General features: G+C 56.5%; 14 protein-coding genes. 6 read left to right on the top strand and 8 right to left on the bottom strand.

Going from position 1 to position 14458, the window contains the following annotated elements; all coding sequences use genetic code 11:
• Positions 1–110 precede the first annotated feature (110 nt).
• The 8 genes from ACMXYI_RS17185 to ACMXYI_RS17150 form a co-directional block, all read right to left on the bottom strand.
• Entirely contained in the window at positions 111–1355 is a 1245-nt protein-coding gene (locus ACMXYI_RS17185) for an MFS transporter (protein ID WP_415768247.1), read from the bottom strand.
• Positions 1312–2457 carry a pyridoxal phosphate-dependent aminotransferase gene (locus ACMXYI_RS17180; protein WP_415768246.1) on the bottom strand — a complete coding sequence of 382 codons (1146 nt, stop codon included), beginning with the start codon at positions 2455–2457 and terminating at the stop codon, positions 1312–1314. The genes ACMXYI_RS17185 and ACMXYI_RS17180 overlap by 44 nt, the downstream gene beginning before the upstream one ends.
• A complete protein-coding gene (locus ACMXYI_RS17175; protein WP_415768245.1) occupies positions 2454–3197 on the bottom strand; it encodes a class II aldolase/adducin family protein in 744 nt (247 codons plus the stop codon). The genes ACMXYI_RS17180 and ACMXYI_RS17175 overlap by 4 nt, the downstream gene beginning before the upstream one ends.
• Positions 3190–4167 (bottom strand): NAD(P)-dependent oxidoreductase, encoded by a 978-nt coding sequence (locus tag ACMXYI_RS17170; protein ID WP_415768244.1) that lies wholly within the window; start codon positions 4165–4167, stop codon positions 3190–3192. The genes ACMXYI_RS17175 and ACMXYI_RS17170 overlap by 8 nt, the downstream gene beginning before the upstream one ends.
• Positions 4168–4229: 62 nt before the next feature.
• A complete protein-coding gene (locus tag ACMXYI_RS17165; RefSeq protein WP_415768243.1) occupies positions 4230–5219 on the bottom strand; it encodes an ornithine cyclodeaminase family protein in 990 nt (329 codons plus the stop codon).
• Between the two features lie 129 nt (positions 5220–5348).
• Entirely contained in the window at positions 5349–5873 is a 525-nt protein-coding gene (locus ACMXYI_RS17160) for a MaoC family dehydratase (RefSeq protein WP_415768242.1), read from the bottom strand.
• Positions 5874–5883: 10 nt separating this feature from the next.
• Positions 5884–6711, bottom strand: coding sequence for an HpcH/HpaI aldolase/citrate lyase family protein (locus ACMXYI_RS17155; protein WP_415768240.1), 828 nt, complete (start codon positions 6709–6711; stop codon positions 5884–5886).
• Between the two features lie 9 nt (positions 6712–6720).
• Positions 6721–7959 (bottom strand): aminotransferase class I/II-fold pyridoxal phosphate-dependent enzyme, encoded by a 1239-nt coding sequence (locus tag ACMXYI_RS17150; protein ID WP_415768239.1) that lies wholly within the window; start codon positions 7957–7959, stop codon positions 6721–6723.
• Between the two features lie 320 nt (positions 7960–8279).
• Here ACMXYI_RS17150 and ACMXYI_RS17145 point away from each other — a divergent pair, with 320 nt between their 5' ends.
• From ACMXYI_RS17145 to nuoF, 6 genes are all read left to right on the top strand, one after another.
• Positions 8280–9041, top strand: a complete 762-nt coding sequence (locus ACMXYI_RS17145; protein WP_415768237.1) for an SDR family NAD(P)-dependent oxidoreductase — start codon at positions 8280–8282, stop codon at positions 9039–9041.
• 557 nt (positions 9042–9598) lie between these two features.
• Positions 9599–10012, top strand: coding sequence for an NADH-quinone oxidoreductase subunit A (locus tag ACMXYI_RS17140; RefSeq protein WP_008146033.1), 414 nt, complete (start codon positions 9599–9601; stop codon positions 10010–10012).
• Between the two features lie 10 nt (positions 10013–10022).
• Positions 10023–10697, top strand: a complete 675-nt coding sequence (locus ACMXYI_RS17135; RefSeq protein WP_008146035.1) for a NuoB/complex I 20 kDa subunit family protein — start codon at positions 10023–10025, stop codon at positions 10695–10697.
• A gap of 72 nt (positions 10698–10769) precedes the next feature.
• Complete coding sequence (nuoC, locus tag ACMXYI_RS17130; protein WP_415768236.1) at positions 10770–12554, top strand: NADH-quinone oxidoreductase subunit C/D; 1785 nt, start codon at positions 10770–10772, stop codon at positions 12552–12554.
• A gap of 2 nt (positions 12555–12556) precedes the next feature.
• Positions 12557–13054: an NADH-quinone oxidoreductase subunit NuoE gene (nuoE, locus tag ACMXYI_RS17125; RefSeq protein ID WP_008146039.1), complete on the top strand. Its 498-nt coding sequence runs from the start codon at positions 12557–12559 to the stop codon at positions 13052–13054.
• Positions 13051–14406, top strand: a complete 1356-nt coding sequence (nuoF, locus tag ACMXYI_RS17120; protein ID WP_008146041.1) for an NADH-quinone oxidoreductase subunit NuoF — start codon at positions 13051–13053, stop codon at positions 14404–14406. The genes nuoE and nuoF overlap by 4 nt, the downstream gene beginning before the upstream one ends.
• Positions 14407–14458 lie beyond the last annotated feature (52 nt).

Below are 14458 nucleotides of genomic sequence, written 5' to 3'. Positions count from 1 at the left end.
CAAACGGCCGTTGCGGACCGAATAGAAAGCTAACCGCAACGCCGCATATCTGACGCCCCGACTGGTTCGGGGCGTTTTTTTGTCCGCGTTTTTTCCATCACTTCGCCGGATCATACTGAGGTCGCGTAGCGGTTTCTCCTGGCAGCAAGCAGTAGACAACCTCCCCCGAACAAGATGCCCAACAGCCCGTAGATACTCCAGCTCAGCTGGAAACCGATCCCGGTGATCAGCGAGGCGCCAATACCTACGGACACCATCCTCGCCCCCGCCAGCAGGATAGGAATAAGGGAGAACAGACTGGCCTGGGTTTGCAATGTGGTTTTCTGCGCAATCAACGCAGTGACGTAGGTAATGCCGAGGATCTCACCCAGCGTCCAGAAGAAAACAAACGACAGGATCAGAACGGTCTGCTCGAAAAAGGCATAGGCGCCAAATCCGATACCGTAAAAAACCGCCGCCAGGGACAGATTGGTGAGCGCCCCGAAACGCGATGTCAATGCAATCAGTGGTTGCGTCAACACGATCACCAGCAATGCATTGACGATACCCACCGCACCGAACAGGCCGGCGGCCTTCCCCGCCGTCACCCCATCAAGCCATAGTGGCAACTGATATTCGCGCTGCGCATCCAGCACAGACAACGCAAAGAACATGGCGCCCGCAACGATCACGATCCTTGGCACATCGACCATAGCGCCAATGAAATCCCTTCTGGCTTCAGTCACTGCGCTCTGGCGTTCCGGCAGCACCAGAAAGACACTCGCTGAAAGGCACAACACACTGGCGACCATCGCAAACAGCATCAGATAGTGGCTATCGAGGCCGAGCAAGTACCCACCCATCACGAACAGCAACGCCCCCCCCAGATTGCTGGCCAGGTGCAAATAGCCAAAAGAGGCGATGCGATTGCTTTCGTCCGCCGCCAAGGACGTGAGAATACTGAACACCGGCGTGATCAGACCCGCGCACAGCATGAACAACAACACCATCGCAATGGATGCAATCGATGAGCTGAATGCGGCAGCGAACAACAAAAACAACGATGAACAGGACGAGGTACAGATCAATAGCGCCCGGAAGGAACAACGACCAACCAGTGCCCCACCCAACAGATTACCCACCAGATAGAACGCCGACATCAGCGTGATCACCAACGCCACCGCCGAACTGTCGAGTTGGTAGTGACGCTGGAAAAACAAGGCCGCAAAAGGCCCCAGCGCATTTGCCATGACGAACAGCAACCGGAGAAAAACGATATTACGCATCCCTGCCGCCAGACCGAATCTTTTGAGCAATCTCGTCACTTGAGGATCACCTCGATGCTCCGCAAGCGCGCAACGCTGGTCTTTCGTCAATCCGGCGCTCTATTTTCACATCGCTCAAGCAAGCCGCACTGCCGCTCCCTCGCAATATTGCCATCAGGAATGTTTTGAGATCCGACGCCGAAGGAACAACCACACGCAGCATATTGTGGAGCAGGCCGAAGCTGTGAGGGTACTGTGAACAGTTGCTGACGCGGATATTGGCCTGAGCGAAAGCGTCGGCCAGACGACCATCGTGCTCATCTTGCAGCAGCAGAAAGTTCGTATCGCTCTCGTACACGACGATCGAGTTGGCCCGGCAGACTTCGATAATTTCACTCTTGATCTGCGCGAGATTGTCGTGCGCCTGCTGCAAGGTTTCCTGATTCTGCAAGCAGAACAGCGCAGCTTTCACGGCCACATGGTTTACATCCCAGGGGCCGCGCACCTTCATCAGTTCACGGATTGATTCCGGTCGCGTGACTACATACCCCAGGCGCAACCCGGCAAGACCGAAGTACTTGGAGAACGAACGAATGACAAATAGCTGCCTGACGGCGCTGAACGTATCCAGACATGATTGTTGCAGGTACTCAAAGTAGCATTCGTCAACGATCATCGGCTTGTCTTGCCTTACACAAGCCTCGACAAGAACTTTCAATTGCTCAGGATCGGTGCATACGCCCAGGGGATTGTTGGGATTACACAGGATCAGTCCCTGGCTGGTTTGTAAGGATTCGAGTACAGCCTCGGTGGGCAGCACGAATTTTTCGGCTTGTTTCTCGAAACCCACGATCGCCGGCACCACGCCATTGACGTCGAGCATCTGGTAATAGAAGGAAAAAACCGGAGAGGGAACAACCACCCGATCCCCAGGCGAAAACAGTAACCGTATCACCAGATCGATTGCCTGATCCGCCCCATTGGTCAGCAGCAAACTGTCGGTCGAAACCTTGCAGTACTTTGCCAGCTCGTTAAGGAGCGGCTGATAATTGGGGTAGGTAAACAGATCCTGGGGCTTCAATTCGGTGGCAATAAACCCTGCCAGAAACTTATGTAAAAACTGGTTTTCATTCAGATCCAGCAATACCGATGAAAGATCGCGCTCCGGCGCTTTCCATAATCCGGAACACGAGATGTGATCGTGAAACTTCATTTGTGCATCCCTCCATAGATCACCTGTTCGCCAAGCTCATACATCTGCCTGACCTCTTCACCGCTGGCATACACCACCGACTTCCCCGTGGCCGCCGACAGGTATTGGCTGGTAATCAACCGGCTGATTTCCGCGGTGAATGCCACGGCACGATGAAACGCCTCGGACAGGTCGCGGCCAAAACAGGTAATGCCATGACTGGGCATGACAATGCAGTTGGTGTCATTGGCGCAGCGGCCAATCGCACCGACATCCTGCTCGACATTCATACCCGCGCCGAGAATGCACGGCGGCTTGCCCATTACCAGTGCCGTGTCGTTCGACACGTACTCCATCTCACGCCACTGCATGACAGCGAAGAAGGAAATGACTTCATTGGGATGAAGATGCACCGTCGCATTGACATCGGCGCGACAACGCATGATTTCCCGGTGCATCTGGTGCCCCAGGCTGGGTCTGAAACAACCGTGCAAAAGCTCATCGGATTGCATATCCAACACAGACAGATGTTCAAGACCGCACTCTTCCAGGGAGATGCCGCGGTGTTTGGTGTAGATCACTTCCCGCTGCCAATGCGCGCAGTGGCTGCGGACAGCGATATTGCCCAGCGTATTGACCAGCAGCTGTCGCGCCGCCAGGCGCTGACCGTATTGAACAATGCTGTTGCCGATCGCCACGTCGAACCAGGCCGGCAACCCGGCTCGGGAAGATTCAAATCCCGCAGGTTTCAATTCAGGCATATCCCTTTGCCTCCCCCGATACGCAATCGGGATTAACCACTGTTTTGACTATTTTTCCCTGTAGCAGACTCAGCACCGTTTCCAGGGCATCGGCCTTCAATTGGGCCAGAGAACGCTCGCTGTAAAAGGCGGCATGCGGCGTCAATAACACACGCTCATGTTCGATCAGGGCCTGGGGAGGCGCCGGTTCCTCCTGTACGACATCCAGCAGTGCCATGGACACGACCCCGGCCTGCAAGGCCCGGAGCAGAGCATCGGTATCGACGATGCCTCCTCGCGCGGTATTGACCAGGGTCGCACCGTGCTTCATCCGTGAAAATCTCGCATCGTTCATTAAATGCACGGTGTCCGGGGTGAGAGGCAGATGCAGTGATATGACATCTGCTGTATCGAGCAACGAATCCAGCGTGCCCCCCTGAGCAATACCTTCGACACAGCGCTCGACCCCGGGATCGTAAAAGCAGATCCGGTAACCCAGGGCCGCCGCTCTGCGCGCCAATGCTCGCCCTGTCGCGCCATAACCAATCAACCCCAGAACCGTGTCTGCACAGGCTTTCACCTCGTCGGCATGGGCTCGCCAGCTCCAGCCGCCTTGCCGAGTGTGCCTGGCGTAGTCGAAAAGCTTGCGCTGGGCGAAGAGGATCAACGCCATGGCGTGCTCCGCGACTTCCTCCGCTCCCACGGAGCCGATGTTGGAGCAAACAATGCCTTTCACGCTCAATGCCTCGACATCCACATCATCGAGGCCGATGGTTGCCTTAACCAATGCGCGGCAACGATGCATCCTGGCAACCAGCGGCGCATCGACGACCACCGAATGAAAGGCGATGATCCCGTCGGCCCGGGCCAATTGCTCATCCGAGGGCCTGGATGTCACCTCCAGGCTATAGCGCTGATGCTCCGAACCCCGGACATACTCCCCAGGGTCGACATAATTCACTCTCTGCGAATCGATCATCAGAATATTCATAGGCATCTCTTCCTTCCCTAGTCGGTAGCATTCCCGATGCAAAATTTCGCGCCTGGCGACTTTCAGGCGCTGAGGTAGTCGCACTGTTTGCCGATGTGCCCGGCCCTGGCCACGTCATATAGGCAGGCAGCAATCACCATGTCTTGACTGGCATGTCCAACGCTGCGGAAGTAACTCAGACCTTGTTTGCGGGTTACCGGCGAACGCTGCTCGACAGTCAAGGCACTGATCTCACGGATGTCCTTGCGATCAATCACCGACAACGCCAACGCCTGGGCAATTTCGCCCGACTCGCGGCACGCGGCGTCCAAATGATCGACATGAACCTGAGCATTGCCCAGCAACCGGGGATCGATTTCACACGCCTGCAGCGTACTGCCGCCAATGGCATTGATATGGGCATCGGGTTTGAGCTGATGCGCCCCGATCAAAGGCAGCGGACTGTCATGGGAAGTTGTCGTGCAGACAATGTCCGCGTCAGCCAGCGCATCCTCCATGCGTTCGACAGCCTCGACCGGCTGCGAAAGCTCAATGGACAGGCGCTCGGCCAAAGCGACACTGCGGGCCAGACAACGGGAAAATATCCTGACCTGCCCAAGATCCCTGATAGCGGCCATCGCCTTGATATGCGCCGCGGCCTGAGCCCCGGCCCCCATCACCGCCAGATTGAGCCGCACCCGCAGGCAGAGCTTGTCCGTCGCCAGCGCACTCATGGCACTGGTACGAATCGCCGTCAGGGCTGCACTGTCGAGCATCGCCAATAACCTCCCGCTTTCGATATCGATCAGCAAGACCGCGCCATTGACCGCCGAGAGCCCGTGCACAGCGTTGCCGGGATGAAACGACGACACTTTGATGCCCAGCGTCTGGCTTGCGGGCAAAAAGGCCGGCATGAACAAAGAGAATGCTTTTTGTCGCTCGTGAGTGATGATCGAGCGTTGCGGAACCACGGGGGCCGAGAGCGAAAAGCCTCGGTGGGCTTTTTCGAGTGCGCGAACAAGCCTTGGCAACTCGACACAACGCCCGATATCTTCGCGATTAAGAAGCAGCATGGCTTTTCCTTTTCCATCAAAGCTTTTCGAAGGTACCGGCCATCCTCGGGCCGGCAGCACTCATACTTGAGTGCCTCCAGTCACCGGCATCGCAATCCCGGTGGCTGAAACACCGCTGAAGACAGGCGTCTAGCCGACGGGGTAGTCCTGGGAATATCCCTGCTTTGGAACCAGAAAGGTGCGCAGGTAAGTGATCACGGGAGTGGCATCCTGCTTACGACCAATGACCCTGATGGTGACGATGCCTTGGCCCGGACGCGATCGGGATTCACGCTTGGAGACAACCTCGCTCTCGGCGTACAAGGTGTCGCCGACATAGACCGGATTTGGCAGGCGAATTTCGTCCCAGCCCAGGTTGGCGATCGCCCGGGCGCTCATTGTCGCTACCGTCATGCCGCTGATAATCGACAAGGTCACCGAGCTGTTGACCAGTAACTTCTCGAATTCGGTGCGCTGGGCGTAAGCAACGTCGATATGTGCCGGATGGTTGTTCATGTTCATCAGTGACTGCCAGATGTTATCCAGCTCAGTCACAGTACGGCCGGGGCGGTGCTCGAACACATCCCCCACCACAAACTCCTCGTAATGCAGCCCATAGGACTCACGGTAGCGGTTAGCACCGATCCGTTCGTGGGCCGGAATCATCGACTCCATGGCGTTCTCCTCAAAGACCCAGTTCCTGGGCGCGCTGGATGAGTTTGCGGGCTTGCTTCACGAATGGCGGCCCCACCATCAGATTCTTCAACCGGGTGATTTTTTCACCACTGCTTTGCGCAGCCTGCACAACGGCCAGGGCATGTTCGTACTCCGCGATGGAAGGGGTGAACACCTCATTGATAATGGGGATCTGCCTTGGGTGAATGGAGGTCTTGCCACTGAATCCCAACTCCCGGGTGTCCTGGCATTCCTTCAGTAGCCCTGATTCGTCATCGAGATTGAAGTAAGCGGTGTCGAACGCGGGAATACCCGCTGCGCTGGCAGCCGCGACGATGCTCCCACGCGCATGCAGGATGTTGCTCCAGCCACCAATCCGTACACCCAGGCTGGCCGCATAGTCGGCGGAACCAAAGATCAGTCCGTCGGCGCTGGATGCAATGGCGTAAATATCCCGCAGACAGGCCGGTGTTTCGACGGTGACCAGGATTTTCGGACTTTCTCCATCACGACTTAAATTGGCGCGCACTACCTCTATCTCGGCCGCCGCTTCGGTCATTGCCAAGACGATGAACTCGGGCCGCTGTTCAAGTGATTGCACCAGCAGCAGATCGAGCAACCCTTGATTATCACGCAGAGGATTGATACGCAGTGCCGTACGCTGCGCAACTGAGGACCGATAGAACTGCTCGACACACAACCGGGCTTCAGCTTTCCTGCGGAGCGGAACACCGTCCTCCAGATCAATCACCATGACATCCGTCAGAGCACTCTTTGCATATTGCTCAGGGTGCAAGGCGGAGCAATACAGCAAACTTCTTGGTGTGGGATTAGTCATTGCGATCTCTCAACGCTGGACAGCTTTCAGATTCAGGCGGGCCTCTCCGACCGCTGCCTGGACAGCGGCGCAGAAACACCGGACATCGCCTTGAGACATGTCTGCACGCATCATCACGCGCAAACCGGATTTGTTCCTGGCCACGATGGGGAAGAATACTGCCGAGGTGTAATAACCTCGTTTGAAAACGCCCTCGGAAACAGCAATCGCCATATCCGGACTGTCCAATGGAATAACCCGAATCGGTAGACCCGACCCCGCGTGTTCCGTCTCAAACAAGCTGTCGAACAGACGAATATTGGAACTAAGTTTCTGCTGCAAAACGCCAAGCTCACTGGTCTTATGAATATCCAGGGAAGCCATGGCCGCGCCTATAGCGGCAGGATTCAGATATTGCGAATAGGACATCGGCCCGCCAAAACGACGGAAAATGCTCTGGTAGTTGGCCTTCTCTGACATGAATATGCCGCCACCATTGGCGCCAAATGCCTTGGCCAATGAATAAACAAGTATCGTCCGTGGATTGAGCTCAGGCATGAAAGTACGAATATAGCCTTCACCCCGCTCGCCGTAGGCACTCAATGAATGAGAGTCATCAAAGTAGAGAAACAACCCATACTTGTCCTGCAAAGCCAACAGCCGCTCAACAGGTGCACTCCCCCCCATGCTGTAAGCACCGTCAGCAACATACGCGACCAAAGGATGACGATTGCACATGTCCTCAATAAAATCGACGTCATTGTGATTGCACGTGACAACCTGCGTTTCATCACCACAGATGGCCTTGACCTGGTTCAGTGCAAAATGGGCATGTTTATCAAAGATCAAAACGGGGCGCTGGCCATCAGTGAACATGCCCGCTGCCAGCAGGGGCAGAGACGCGACGATGCCCGCGCTGCAGGAAGTCGCTGTGAAGGCTCGACAATTGAAATGGGCAGATAAGGCGTCTTCAAGCTCATCGAGCTCTTTCAATCTTATTCTGATACGCGAGGTGGGCAAGTTCACGGTACCGCAACTCAACACATAGTCTGCGGCACGTCGCGCCAGACGCTCATCGACCTCAAGCCCCAAATATGAACAAGAGCACATATTCATGAACTCATGACCGCTCTGGTCTTGCATGCGACCCTGCCGAGTATGCTCGATACTCAAATCGGTAAGCCCCGAATCTTGCGCAAGCACCCAGGAGGGATTGCCAATTTCGACGGACCTGGCGGTATTTGTATACTTGTTTTTTTGCTCTGACATACACGACTTCTTTATAAGAGCCTATATAACAGGAACATCCGAGTAACCAACACTCACAGCCAACACCCAATACGACCCCACCTGTCTAGCTATTGATCCTACCTAATAAAAATTCACCACCAACTTAACGAATCCAACTTTTACCCACATTTAAGAAAAGCCCTTCAACAGCAAAGGAATGATCTGTAGGAATCCCCTGAAAAACGATCAAGCATCTTGAAATTGTGATAATCAGCTTTACTAAGGTCTCTCACAAATCAGATAAACCAACTCCGCCCGCCGTACGCGCGCGGCCAGATGCGTCCTGCAGAGAATCACTTATGAATGGAAGACTAAGGGGCAAGCGAGCACTTATAACTGGCGCATCGGCAGGTATTGGAAGAGCTATCGCCGAAACATTCATTGCGCAGGGCGCCGATGTTTTCATCACTGCCCGTACCGATGAAGCTGGGGCTCGTGCAGTCATTGCATTAGCCGAGCACCTTGGCCAGCGGGCCGGTTTCACCCTCATGGATGCTGCGAGCATTAGCACTGATGCACTCCTTGAGAAAGCGCACGCCACCATCGGGCCATTAGACATACTCGTCAATAATCCTGCCTTCATTACCCGCACTCCTTTTCTGGAGCTGAGTGAAGACGAATACGAACAGACCCTTGACGTCAATCTCCGTTTTCCCTTCTTTATGACTCAATGCTTTGCAAAAGACTGCATTGCTCGTAAACAGGGCGGTAGCATCATCAACATTTCATCGGTCAGTGCCTTCAAAGCGGTCAGCCGAATGCCAGCCTATCAGGCGAGCAAAGCAGCGCTAACCATGCTCACAAGAAGCTGCGCGCTAGAACTGGCTCCCTATGGCATCAGAGTCAATACGATTTCGCCCGGCCTGACTGCGACCAGTGGTAACGCCAACCAGTGGCGGGACGCCCCAGAGGTATGGCAGAACAGAAAAAAGGACATTCCCATGCAGCGCGCCGGAATTCCTTCAGATATGGCAGGCGCCGCCATCCTCCTGGCATCGGATGAGTCTTCATGGATGACCGGTGCAGACCTGGTAATTGATGGGGGTCACAGCTGCATATAGAGATCCCGGAACAAACGGCCGTTGCGAACCGAATGAAAGCTGACCGCAACGCCGCACATCTGGTGCCCTGACGGGTTCGGGGCGTTTTTTTTGCCTGGGATTTAACGAGTACCGCCGCCCCCAGAGGGAACGCATCAACCTTCAAAACTGTGCAAAAAACCTTGATACAGAGCAGTTTCCCGATCAGGAAAAGGCGGTAAAACGATCCCGCCCGCTACTTGCAGTAACGCGCACACAAGACAACTTCCCTACCACCCACCCGTTAAACACTTTAAAAACCAAGCCAAACAATATTGATTATCATTTAGACAAAACTATGTTCGTTACATTCCCTACAAAACATAATTGATGAAATGCCGGCTAATGCCCGAACCGCATGGGCTACAGGGTTTTGGAGGTGCGCTATGTCCTTATTCCTATAAATAATTTCGCTATAGGAATTTTACTTGCACGGTGTTGTGCCATAAAATCAGCGGGATTGATTGCTGCGACATATCGTCACTGCTTTGTTTCTTTTCAAGCTCAGAGACCTTTGCTCTCTGTTAAGGATTACCAGCATGCCCGAAGCGACAGGACTCATGGCCCACAACTGGGGCTTTGCCATTTTCCTTCTGGGCGTCGTCGGCCTTTGTGCCTTCATGCTCGGCGTCTCCAGCCTCCTCGGGTCAAAAGCCTGGGGCCGCAGCAAAAACGAACCGTTCGAGTCCGGCATGCTACCTACAGGTGGCGCCCGCTTGCGGCTCTCTGCAAAATTCTATCTGGTCGCGATGCTCTTCGTGATCTTCGATATCGAAGCCCTTTTTCTCTTTGCCTGGTCTGTGTCCGTCCGCGAAAGCGGCTGGACCGGATTCGTCGAAGCTCTCGTTTTCATAGCAATTCTGTTGGCAGGTCTTGTCTACCTATTTCGAGTGGGCGCCCTTGACTGGGCTCCGGCAGCTCGTCTTAAGCGGCAAGCGAAGCTGAAACAATGAGGCTTTGGCAATGCAATACAATCTCACCAGGATCGACCCCGATGCTCCTAACGAGCAGTATCCGATTGGCGAACGGGAAACCGTTTCCGATCCGTTAGAAGATCAAGTTCACAAAAACATTTTCATGGGCAAGCTCGAAGACGTGCTTAACGGCACGATCAACTGGGGGCGCAAGAACTCCCTGTGGCCGTACAACTTCGGTCTTTCGTGCTGCTACGTGGAAATGACCACCGCCTTCACGGCGCCCCACGACATCGCGCGCTTTGGCGCCGAGGTTATCCGGGCATCGCCGCGTCAGGCGGATTTCATGGTTATCGCCGGTACCTGCTTCATCAAGATGGCGCCGATCATTCAGCGTCTCTACGAGCAAATGCTCGAACCTAAATGGGTTATCTCCATGGGTTCGTGCGCCAACTCCGGTGGCATGTACGACATCTACTCAGTCGTTCAAGGGGTGGACAAGTTCCTGCCCGTGGACGTCTACGTGCCTGGCTGCCCGCCCCGCCCTGAAGCTTTTCTGCAAGGCTTGATGCTGTTGCAGGAGTCGATTGGACAGGAGCGTCGTCCGCTTTCCTGGGTCGTCGGCGATCAAGGCGTATACCGCGCCGAGATGCCTTCGCAAAAGGAACAGCGCCGCGAACAGCGAATCGCAGTCACCAACCTGCGCAGCCCCGACGAAGTCTGATCCAGACCTGCTTCTTTTATAGAACGAGAACCTGGCTTCATTCTTTACGTTGACCGAAAGCGATAAATAACCATGACTACAGGCAGTGCTCTGTACATCCCGCCTTATAAGGCAGACGACCAGGATGTGGTCGTCGAACTGAACAACCGTTTTGGCCCCGAGGCGTTCACCGCCCAGCCTACCCGCACCGGCATGCCGGTGCTTTGGGTTGCCCGTGCCAAACTCGTCGAAGTCCTGACCTTCCTGCGCAACCTGCCCAAGCCGTACGTCATGCTCTATGACCTGCACGGTGTGGACGAGCGTCTGCGCACCAAGCGTCAAGGGCTGCCTAGCGGCGCCGACTTCACTGTGTTCTATCACTTGATGTCGATCGAACGTAATAGTGACGTAATGATCAAGGTCGCCTTGTCCGAGAGCGACCTCAGCGTGCCGACCGTGACCGGCATCTGGCCGAACGCCAACTGGTACGAGCGTGAAGTGTGGGACATGTACGGCATCAACTTTGCCGGTCACCCGCACCTGACCCGCATCATGATGCCGCCGACCTGGGAAGGTCACCCGCTGCGCAAGGACTTCCCGGCACGCGCCACCGAGTTCGACCCGTTCAGCCTGACCCTGGCCAAACAACAGCTTGAGGAAGAAGCCGCGCGCTTCAAGCCTGAAGACTGGGGCATGAAGCGTTCCGGTGCGAACGAGGACTACATGTTCCTCAACCTCGGCCCTAACCACCCTTCCGCGCACGGTGCGTTCCGCATCATTCTGCAGCTGGACGGTGAAGAGATCGTCGATTGCGTACCGGACGTCGGTTACCACCACCGTGGTGCCGAGAAGATGGCCGAGCGTCAGTCCTGGCACAGTTTCATTCCGTACACCGACCGTATCGACTACCTCGGCGGCGTGATGAACAACCTGCCGTACGTGCTCTCGGTCGAGAAGCTGGCCGGCATCAAGGTGCCAGAGAAGGTCGACGTCATCCGCATCATGATGGCCGAGTTCTTCCGGATCACCAGCCACCTGCTGTTCCTGGGGACTTACATCCAGGACGTCGGCGCCATGACCCCGGTGTTCTTCACGTTCACCGACCGTCAGAAGGCGTACACGGTGATCGAAGCCATTACCGGCTTCCGTCTGCACCCGGCCTGGTACCGCATCGGTGGCGTCGCTCACGACCTGCCACGCGGCTGGGAAAAACTGGTTAAAGACTTCATCGAGTGGATGCCAAAGCGTCTGGACGAATACCAGAAAGCCGCACTGGACAACAGCATCCTGCGTGGCCGGACCATCGGCGTCGCCGCCTACAACACCAAAGAAGCCCTGGAATGGGGCGTCACCGGTTCCGGCCTGCGTTCGACCGGTTGCGATTTCGACCTGCGTAAAGCACGCCCGTACTCCGGTTACGAGAACTTCGAATTCGAAGTGCCGCTGGCGGCCAATGGCGATGCCTACGATCGTTGCATCGTGCGCGTCGAAGAAATGCGCCAGAGCATCAAGATCATCGAGCAGTGCATGCGCAACATGCCGGAAGGCCCGTACAAGGCGGATCACCCGCTGACCACGCCGCCGCCGAAAGAGCGCACCCTGCAGCACATCGAGACCCTGATCACGCACTTCCTGCAAGTTTCGTGGGGCCCGGTCATGCCGGCCAACGAATCCTTCCAGATGATCGAAGCGACCAAGGGCATCAACAGTTATTACCTGACGAGCGATGGCGGCACCATGAGCTACCGCACCCGGATTCGTACCCCAAGCTTCCCGCACTTGCAGCAGATCCCTTCGGTGATCAAAGGCAGCATGGTCGCGGACTTGATTGCGTACCTGGGTAGTATCGATTTCGTTATGGCCGACGTGGACCGCTAAGCATGAACAGCACGCTTATCCAGACAGACCGTTTCGCCCTGAGCGAAACCGAGCGCTCGGCCATCGAGCACGAGCTGCATCACTACGAAGACCCGCGCGCGGCGTCGATCGAAGCCCTGAAGATCGTCCAGAAGGAACGTGGCTGGGTGCCTGATGGCGCGCTCTACGCCATCGGCGAAATCCTCGGCATCCCGGCCAGCGACGTTGAAGGGGTGGCGACGTTCTATAGCCAGATCTTCCGTCAGCCAGTGGGCCGTCACATCATTCGCGTCTGCGACAGCATGGTCTGCTACATCGGCGGCCATGAGTCTGTAGTCAGCGAAATCCAGAGCAATCTGGGCATCGGCCTGGGTCAGACCACCGCCGACGGTCGTTTCACCCTGCTGCCGGTCTGCTGCCTCGGCAACTGCGACAAGGCGCCGGCGTTGATGATCGACGACGATACATTCGGTGATGTGCAGCCTGCCGGCGTTGCCAAATTGCTCGAGGGCTACGTATGACCCTGACATCCTTCGGTCCTGCCAACCGCATCAAGCGGTCGGCCGAGACTCACCCGCTCACCTGGCGACTGCGTGACGACGGCGAAGCTGTCTGGCTCGACGAGTACCAGGCCAAGAACGGTTACGCCGCAGCGCGCAAAGCCTTCGCCGACATGGCTCAGGACGACATCGTCCAGACCGTGAAAGACTCGGGCCTTAAAGGTCGCGGCGGTGCAGGCTTCCCCACGGGTGTGAAGTGGGGCCTGATGCCCAAAGACGAATCCATCAACATCCGCTACCTGCTGTGCAACGCGGACGAGATGGAGCCGAACACCTGGAAAGACCGCATGCTGATGGAGCAACTGCCCCATCTGCTGATCGAAGGCATGCTGATCAGTGCTCGCGCGCTGAAAACCTACCGTGGCTACATCTTCCTGCGTGGCGAATACACCACCGCCGCCAAGCACCTGAACCGTGCCGTGGAAGAAGCCAAGGCAGCGGGCCTTTTGGGTAAAAACATTCTGGGCAGCGGCTTCGATTTCGAGCTGTTCGTCCACACCGGCGCCGGGCGTTACATCTGCGGTGAAGAAACCGCACTGATCAACTCCCTCGAAGGTCGCCGCGCCAACCCGCGCTCCAAGCCGCCCTTCCCTGCCGCCGTTGGCGTGTGGGGCAAGCCGACCTGCGTGAACAACGTTGAAACCCTGTGCAACGTGCCGGCGATCATTGCCGACGGCGTGGACTGGTACAAATCGTTGGCCCGCGAAGGCAGTGAAGACATGGGCACCAAGCTCATGGGCTTCTCCGGCAAGGTCAAGAACCCGGGCCTGTGGGAACTGCCGTTCGGCGTCACCGGTCGCGAGTTGTTCGAAGACTACGCCGGCGGCATGCGCGACGGTTACAAGCTCAAGTGCTGGCAGCCAGGCGGCGCCGGTACCGGTTTCCTGTTGCCGGAACACCTGGACGCACAAATGTACGCCGGCGGCATCGCCAAAGTGGGCACCCGTATGGGTACCGGCCTGGCCATGGCGGTGGACGACAGCGTCAACATGGTTTCCCTGCTGCGCAACATGGAAGAGTTCTTCTCCCGCGAATCCTGCGGCTTCTGCACCCCGTGCCGTGACGGTTTGCCGTGGAGCGTCAAGCTTCTGCGCGCCATCGAGAACGGTGAAGGGCAAGCCGGCGATATCGAGACCCTGCTGGGTCTGGTCGGTTTCCTCGGCCCTGGCAAGACCTTCTGTGCTCACGCACCGGGCGCCGTGGAGCCGTTGGGCAGCGCAATCAAATACTTCCGCCATGAGTTCGAAGCCGGCATCGCGCCTACCAGCGCCGTCGTCCCGCCTCTGGCAAGGCCGATCGTAGTCGGCGCGTAAACGCTTAAAAAAGCGAAGGGTCCGTGCCCTTCGCTTTGTCGTGTGATGACGC

The sequence above is a fragment of the Pseudomonas lyxosi genome (assembly GCF_047758685.1).
GTDB lineage: Bacteria > Pseudomonadota > Gammaproteobacteria > Pseudomonadales > Pseudomonadaceae > Aquipseudomonas > Aquipseudomonas lyxosi.
The sequence above is the reverse complement of the archived record's forward strand: the minus strand, read 5'-3'. Positions and strand labels throughout refer to the sequence as shown.